The sequence below is a fragment of the Azospirillum halopraeferens DSM 3675 genome (assembly GCF_000429625.1).
Taxonomy (GTDB): domain Bacteria; phylum Pseudomonadota; class Alphaproteobacteria; order Azospirillales; family Azospirillaceae; genus Azospirillum; species Azospirillum halopraeferens.
On record NZ_AUCF01000012.1, the window covers coordinates 188,668 to 195,529 of the forward strand.

At 71.1% G+C, this 6,862-nt stretch carries 5 protein-coding genes and 1 pseudogene; 1 reads left to right on the plus strand and 5 read right to left on the minus strand.

Annotated elements, in window-relative coordinates; translation table 11 throughout:
• Positions 1–1,140, minus strand: coding sequence for a thiolase family protein (locus G472_RS0113485; RefSeq protein WP_029008830.1), 1,140 nt, complete (start codon positions 1,138–1,140; stop codon positions 1–3).
• Positions 1,141–1,290: 150 nt separating this feature from the next.
• Positions 1,291–2,994: a long-chain-fatty-acid--CoA ligase gene (locus tag G472_RS0113490; protein ID WP_029008831.1), complete on the minus strand. Its 1,704-nt coding sequence runs from the start codon at positions 2,992–2,994 to the stop codon at positions 1,291–1,293.
• 345 nt (positions 2,995–3,339) lie between these two features.
• Here G472_RS0113490 and G472_RS33025 point away from each other — a divergent pair, with 345 nt between their 5' ends.
• Entirely contained in the window at positions 3,340–3,951 is a 612-nt protein-coding gene (locus G472_RS33025) for a lysophospholipid acyltransferase family protein (RefSeq protein ID WP_051340778.1), read from the plus strand.
• A 43-nt stretch (positions 3,952–3,994) separates the two neighbouring features.
• Here G472_RS33025 and G472_RS0113500 read toward each other — a convergent pair whose 3' ends face one another.
• The 3 genes and pseudogenes from G472_RS0113500 to G472_RS38830 form a co-directional block, all read right to left on the minus strand.
• Entirely contained in the window at positions 3,995–5,638 is a 1,644-nt protein-coding gene (locus G472_RS0113500; protein WP_029008832.1) for an electron transfer flavoprotein-ubiquinone oxidoreductase, read from the minus strand.
• 167 nt (positions 5,639–5,805) lie between these two features.
• Positions 5,806–6,738, minus strand: coding sequence for an electron transfer flavoprotein subunit alpha/FixB family protein (locus G472_RS0113505; RefSeq protein ID WP_029008833.1), 933 nt, complete (start codon positions 6,736–6,738; stop codon positions 5,806–5,808).
• A 1-nt stretch (position 6,739) separates the two neighbouring features.
• Positions 6,740–6,862: pseudogene (locus tag G472_RS38830) on the minus strand (electron transfer flavoprotein subunit beta/FixA family protein); the annotation flags it as partial.

Sequence of the window (6,862 nt, forward strand, 5' to 3'; positions counted from 1 at the left end):
TCAGACCGCTTCCAGGACGGTGGCGATGCCCTGGCCGCCGCCGATGCACTGGGTCGCCAGGGCGAAGGCGCCGCCCTCGCGCTTCAGCAGCGACGCCGCCTTGCCGGTGATGCGGGCGCCGGTGGCGCCCAGCGGATGGCCGAGCGCCAGCGCGCCGCCGTCGAGGTTGACGCGGGACGGGTCGAAGCCCAGCTCGCGCGCCACCGACAGGGCCTGCACGGCGAAGGCTTCGTTGCTTTCGATGACCGACAGGTCGTCGACGGTGAGACCGGCCAGGTTGAGCGCCTTGCGCGTCGCCGGCACCGGGCCGATGCCCATGATGGTGGGGTCGCAGCCGGCCACCGCGGTGGCGCGGATGCGCGCCAGCACCTTCAGGCCGTGCGCTTTGGCGAACTCCTCGTTGACCACCAGGACGGCGGCGGCGCCGTCCGTCAGGGGGGAGGAGGTGCCGGCGGTCACCGACCCGTCGGTGCGGAACGCCGGCTTCAGGGTGGCCAGCGTGTCGGCCGTGGTCTCCGGGCGGATGGCGCCGTCACGGCTGACGGTGGTGCCGTCCGGCGTGTCGATGGCGACGATCTCCGCGTCGAAGCGACCGCCGTCGCGGGCCGCCGCCGCCTTGCGGTGGGAGTCCGCGGCGAACGCCTCCTGTTCGGCGCGGGAAATGCCGTACGTCGCCGCCAGGTTCTCGGCGGTGATGCCCATGGACATGTAGGCGCCGGGCTCACGCTCGGCCAGCGCCGGGTTGGGCATGGGGTTGAAGCCCATCATCGGCACGCGGGTCATGCTCTCCACGCCGGCGGCGATGTAGGCGCGGCCGGAGCCCAGCGCGATGGCGCCGGCGGCCATGTGGACCGCCTGCATGGACGACCCGCACCAGCGGTTGACCGTCGTGCCCGCGACGCTGCGCGGCAGGCCGGCCAGCATGCCGACCAGACGGCCGACGTTGAAGCCCTGCTCCCCTTCGGGGAAGGCGCAGCCCAGGATCAGGTCCTCGATCTCGCCGGCGTCGATGCCGGTCTGCGCCAGCAGGCCGCGGACCACGGCGGCGGCGAGATCGTCGGGACGCACGCGGGTGAGCTGGCCCTTGTTGGCGATGGCGAACGGCGATCGGGCGTAACCGACGATGACGGCGGAATTCATGGATGTGGGACTCCTCACCTGGATGGGGTCCGTCGATGCCCGGCGCAGCGGGCGGGCCGCGGCGCGGCCGCACGGACGGTTTGAGTGATTCCGTTTACGTAAACGTTATTGGTTTGGCGCGGGCCGGCCACGGCGGCGGCGGCCCGCCGCTCACGCGGCGTCGGAGCGCCGCGCCTCCTCCTCGTCCAGCAGGGCCTTGCGGGACAGCTTGCCGACCATGGTGCGGGGCAGCGTGTCGCGGATTTCCAGCAGCTTGGGCATTTCGATGGGCGACAGCTTGTCCTTCAGGAAGGCCGTCAGCTCCTCCCTGGTCAGCGTGGCGCCGGCGGTCAGGGTGACGTACGCCTTCACCGTCTGCCCGCGGTAAGGGTCGGGGACGCCGGCGACGATGCACTCCACCACGGCGGGGTGCATGTAGATCGCCTCCTCCACGTTGCGGGGATAGACGTTGAAACCGCTGCACAGGATCATGTCCTTGATGCGGTCGACGATGAAGGTGTAGCCGTCCCCGTCCATGACGGCGACGTCGCCCGTGTGCAGGCGCCCGTCGGCCAGAGTGGTGGCGGTCTCGTCGGGGCGGTTCCAGTAGCCCTTCATCACCTGCGGGCCGCGCACGCACAGCTCCCCCTTCTCGCCGGGAGGCAGGACGGTGCGGCCGTCCTCCAGGCTGACGATCTCGATGACCGTGCCGGGCAGCGGCAGGCCGATGGACCCGGCCTTGTTGACGCCGTCGAGGGGGTTGATGGTGACGACGGGGGAGGATTCGGTCAGGCCGTACCCCTCGGTCAGGACGCAGCCGGTCCGCCGCTCGAACGCCGCCTTGACCTCCACCGGCAGCGGCGCGCCGCCGGAGACGCAGAAGCGGATCGACGACAGGTCGTAGGACTCCGCGTCCTTGTGGTTGGCGACGGCGGTGTAGATCGTCGGCACCGCCGGGAACATGGTCGGCCGCTTGGCGTGCAGCGTGCGCATGACCTCCTCCAGGTCGAAGCGCGGCAGCAGGATCATCTTCGCCCCCAGGGCCACCGCCATGTTCATGCCCACCGTCATGGCGAAGACGTGGAACAGCGGCAGCACCACCAGCACGCTTTCCGCACCGGGGCGGGCCCCGGGGATCCAGGCGGTGCACTGGCGGGCGTTGGCGCAGACGTTGGCGTGGGTCAGCATCGCTCCCTTGGGGATGCCGGTGGTGCCGCCGGTGTATTGCAGCAGCGCCACGTCGGACTGCGGGTCGATGACCACCGGCGCCGGCCGGCCGTCGTTGTCGATCACCCGGGCGAACGGAACGTGGCGGTCATCGGCGGGGATGCGCGCCCGGTCCTTGCGCCTGACGATGGGGAACAGCCAGTTCTTCGGCCAGGGCAGGATGCCCGCCATGGGGCAGATCACCAGCCTCTTCAGGCCGGTGCGGCCGAACATCGGCGCCGCCTTGGCGTAGAGCAGGGTCAGATCGAGCGTGACCAGCAGTTCGATCCCGGCGTCGGCGATCTGCTTCTCCAGCTCCCGCTCGGCGTAGAGCGGGTTGCAGTTCACCACGATGCCGCCGGCCTTCAGGATGCCGAAGTAGAAGAAGATGAAATAGGGCGTGTTCGGCAGCAGGATGCCCACCCGATCGCCCCGGCGCAGGCCGAGGATCTGCAATCCCCTGGCGACGCGGTCGACCATGCCGGCGGTCTCGGCGTAGGTGTACCGCTTGCCGAGGAAGTCGATGCAGGGATGGTCGGCGAAACGGGCGGCCGCCTCCTCCAGCAGGTCCGGCACCGGCCCGACGGGGATTGCCGCGTTCCAATCCACCCCTTGCGGGTACACGTCGTCCCGCGGCCGCCCGGCGGCCGTTGCCTCCACACTGTCCATGCGTTCCCCCGATGTGCCTTGCCGTCGTTGCGGCGGTCCCGTTGCGCGGCGTGCGGACCCGAAACAGGACCCGTCGCCAGCCTTCCGCTTGCCTGACGATAGAAGAGTCTGCCCCTTACGTCAACACGATTATGCTACAGCGCACTTTAATCATGCCGCCCGGAACGTCGCCGGTTCCGGGTGTCGCGGGTCATATCCTATACGTTAGAAACTTTACCATTGCGTCATGCCTCAACGCCCCATAGAGTTGCCCCGTTGGCCCTGAACGGGGCGTTTCCTCCCACACTGGGGCCGCCGCCTTCGGACGGCGGCCTTTCTTTTTTCGAGCATGGGGCGCGGTGTGTGATGACGACCCTGTTCCGCATTCTTCGCCTGGCCGTGGTGCAGCCCCTTGCCCGGATGGCGGGACGGCTGGAGGTCCACGGCCGGCACCACCTGCCGCCGGACGGCGGCTGCATCGTCGCCTGCAACCACACGGGATGGGTGGATCCGCTGTGGCTCGGCCTGGCCGTCGGCGGCGACCGCGTGCACTTCCTGGCAAAGCGGGAACTGTTCGCGCCCGCACCGGTGGGTGCCCTGCTGCGGCGCTGCCACGTCGTGCCGATCGACCGGCAGCGGCCGGGCGCCGACTCGCTGCGCGCCTGCCGGCGGCTGCTGGCGGAGGGGAAGGTGCTGCTGCTGTTTCCCGGCGGCACCCGCTCGACGGGTGCGGTGGCGTTCAAGCGCGGTGCCGCCACCCTGGCGGCCATGGCCGGCGTGCCGATCGTGCCGGCGCGCTACAGCGGCCCCGCCGGCCTCTCCGCCGCCCACCTGCTGCGCCGCCCGGCCGTCCGCGTGGTGTTCGGCCCGCCCATCGCCCCCGCCCCCGCCGCCGGGCGCGACGACGACGGGCGCCGCGCCGTCCGGGCGGTCACCGACCGCCTGGCGGCCGCGGTGGACGCCCTGGCCGAAGGCTGATACCGGCGGCATCTGAAGGATGCCGCCGGTATGCCGGGCGTCATCACATGCCGCCGGGATAGTTGGGCCCGCCGCCGCCCTCCGGGACGCTCCAGCGGATGTTCTGCGTCGGGTCCTTGATGTCGCAGGTCTTGCAGTGCACGCAGTTCTGGGCGTTGATCTGCAGCCGCGGGTTCGTGCCGTCGCCGTCGCGCACGATCTCGTACACGCCGGCCGGACAATAGCGCGTCTCCGGCGCGTCGTAGAGCGCCAGGTTGACCCGGATCGGCGTCTCCGGGTCATTCAGGCGCAGGTGCACGGGCTGGTCTTCCGCGTGGTTGGTGTTGGACAGGTAGACCGAGGACAGCCGGTCGAAGCTGACCGTCCCGTCCGGCTTGGGATAGGCGATCGGCACCGCCCGTGACGCCGGCCGCAGGGACTCGTGGTCGGTGTGCCCGTGGCGCAGCGTCCACGGCGAACGGCCCTTCACCGCCGTCTCGAAGGCGGCGTTGGCCAGTCCGGCCCACAGCCCCCGGCGGAAGCCGGGGCGGATGTTGCGCACGGCGTGCAGCTCGTCCCACAGCCGGGACCGCTTCAGGCGGTCGGGATAGTCCGTCACCTCGCGGTTCGCGGTGCCGGACGTGAGATGGTCGAACACCGCCTCCGCCGCCACCATGCCCGACAGCATGGCGGTGTGGTTGCCCTTGATCTTGGGCACGTTCAGGAAGCCGGCGGCATCGCCCACCAGCAGGCCGCCGGGGAACGTCAGCCTGGGGATCGACTGGATACCGCCCTCGCTGAGGGCGCGCGCGCCGTAGGCGATGCGCCGCCCGCCTTCGAAGGTGGGGCGGATGGCCGGATGGGTCTTCCAGCGCTGGAACTCCTCGAACGGCGACAGGTAGGGATTGGCGTAATCCAGCCCGACCACGAAGCCGGTCGACACCAGGTTGCCGTCCATGTGGTACAGCCACGATCCGCCGTAGGTGGCGGTGTCGAGGGGCCAGCCGACGGTGTGGACGATCAGGCCGGGCTGCGACCGGGCCGGGTCGATCTCCCACAGCTCCTTGATGCCGAGGCCGTAGGTCTGCGGATCGACGCCGCGGCGCAGGTCGAAACGGTCGAACAGGGCCGCGGTGAGCGACCCGCGGCACCCCTCGGCGATGATGGTCTGGCGGGCCGGAAGGTCCATGCCCGGCGTGTGGTTGGCGGTCGGCCGGCCGTCCCGGCCGATGCCCATGTCGCCGGTGGCGACGCCGCGGACCGCACCGGTGTCGTCGTACAGCACGTCCGCGGCAGCGAAGCCCGGATAGATCTCGACCCCCAGCGCCTCGGCCCGCGCCGCCATCCAGCGGGCGAGATTCCCCAGGGACACGATGACGTTGCCGTGGTTGCGCATCTGCGGCGGGACGATAGGCGCCGCGACGGCCCGCGTCCGCGTCAGGAACAGGAACCGGTCGGCCCCGGCCGGCGTCACCGGCGGCCCGTCGGCGCCGCGCCAGTCCGGCAGCAGTTGGTCGAGGACGCCGGGCTCCAGCACCGCGCCGGACAGGAGGTGGGCGCCCACCTCCGAGCCCTTCTCCAGCACGCAGACGCTGAGGTCGCGTCCCGCGTCGTTGGCAAGCTGTTTGAGGCGGATCGCCGCGCTCAGGCCCGCCGGGCCGGCGCCGACGATGACCACGTCGAATCCCGGGCTCTCGCGCTCGCTCATCGCTCACCCCTCGCTGGTTCAGGTGGAAAATGCATCGGAATCGAAAAGACGGGCCGGGCAGCCGGTGACGGCCGGCCCGGCCCGAGTGTCCGCACCCGCAAGGGATGCCCGGTGCGGCGGACGCCCGATCAATGCAAAGCAGTGATCTGTCGGGTTTTACGGCCGTATCAGAGAGACCGGCCCAGCTCGGGCACGGCGGTGAAGAGGTCGGCCACCAGGCCGTAGTCGGCGACCTGGAAGATGGGCGCCTCCTCGTCCTTGTTGATGGCGACGATGACCTTGCTGTCCTTCATGCCGGCCAGGTGCTGGATGGCGCCGGAGATGCCCACGGCGATGTACAGATCCGGCGCCACGATCTTGCCGGTCTGCCCGACCTGATAGTCGTTGGGCACGAAGCCCGCGTCCACCGCGGCCCGGCTGGCGCCCACCGCCGCCCCCAGCGTGTCCGCCAGCGCCTCCAGCAGGGCGAAGTTCTCGCCCGAACCCATGCCGCGCCCGCCCGACACCACCACGCGCGCCTGCGTCAGCTCCGGCCGCTCCGACGTCGTCAGCTCCTGGCCGACGAAGCGCGCCGTGCCGGCGTCGCCGGTGCCCTCGATGGTCCCGATGGACGCCGAACCGCCCTGCGCCGCCGCCGCCTCGAAGGCGGTGGTGCGCACGGTGATCACCTTCACCGGGTCGGACGAGCGCACCGTGGCGATGGCGTTGCCGGCGTAGATCGGCCGGGTGAAGGTGTCCTCACCCTCCACGCTGAGGATGTCGGAGATGGCCGCCACGTCCAGCAGCGCCGCGGCGCGCGGCAGCAGGTTCTTGCCATAGCTGGTGGCGGCGGCCAGCACATGGCCGTAACCCTCCCCGGCCAGCCGCGCCACCAGCGGCGCCACGGCCTCCGGCAGGCCGTGGGCGTACTCCGGCGCGTCGGCCAGGTGCACCTTGACCACCCCGGCCACCGCCGCGGCCTGATCGGCGACGGCGCGGCAGTCCCGGCCGGCCACCAGCAGGTGGATGTCGGAGCCCAGCTTCGCTGCGGCCGCCACGGCGTTCAGCGTGGCCGGCTTCAGGTGGGCGTTGTCGTGTTCGGCGACGACGAGAATGGCCATCTCAGATCACCCGCGCTTCGGTCTTCAGCTTGTCCACCAGGGTGGCGACGTCCGGCACCTTGATGCCGGCCTGGCGCTTGGGCGGCTCGGCCACCGCCAGCGTCACCAGGCGCGGCGCCACGTC

What these genes read in the sequence shown, in the direction of transcription:
- G472_RS0113485 (WP_029008830.1), bottom strand. Translation starts at nt 1,140, where the DNA reads ATGAATTCCGCCGTCATCGTCGGTTACGCCCGATCGCCGTTCGCCATC.
- G472_RS0113490 (WP_029008831.1), bottom strand. Translation starts at nt 2,994, where the DNA reads ATGGACAGTGTGGAGGCAACGGCCGCCGGGCGGCCGCGGGACGACGTG.
- G472_RS33025 (WP_051340778.1), top strand. Translation starts at nt 3,340, where the DNA reads ATGACGACCCTGTTCCGCATTCTTCGCCTGGCCGTGGTGCAGCCCCTT.
- G472_RS0113500 (WP_029008832.1), bottom strand. Translation starts at nt 5,638, where the DNA reads ATGAGCGAGCGCGAGAGCCCGGGATTCGACGTGGTCATCGTCGGCGCC.
- G472_RS0113505 (WP_029008833.1), bottom strand. Translation starts at nt 6,738, where the DNA reads ATGGCCATTCTCGTCGTCGCCGAACACGACAACGCCCACCTGAAGCCG.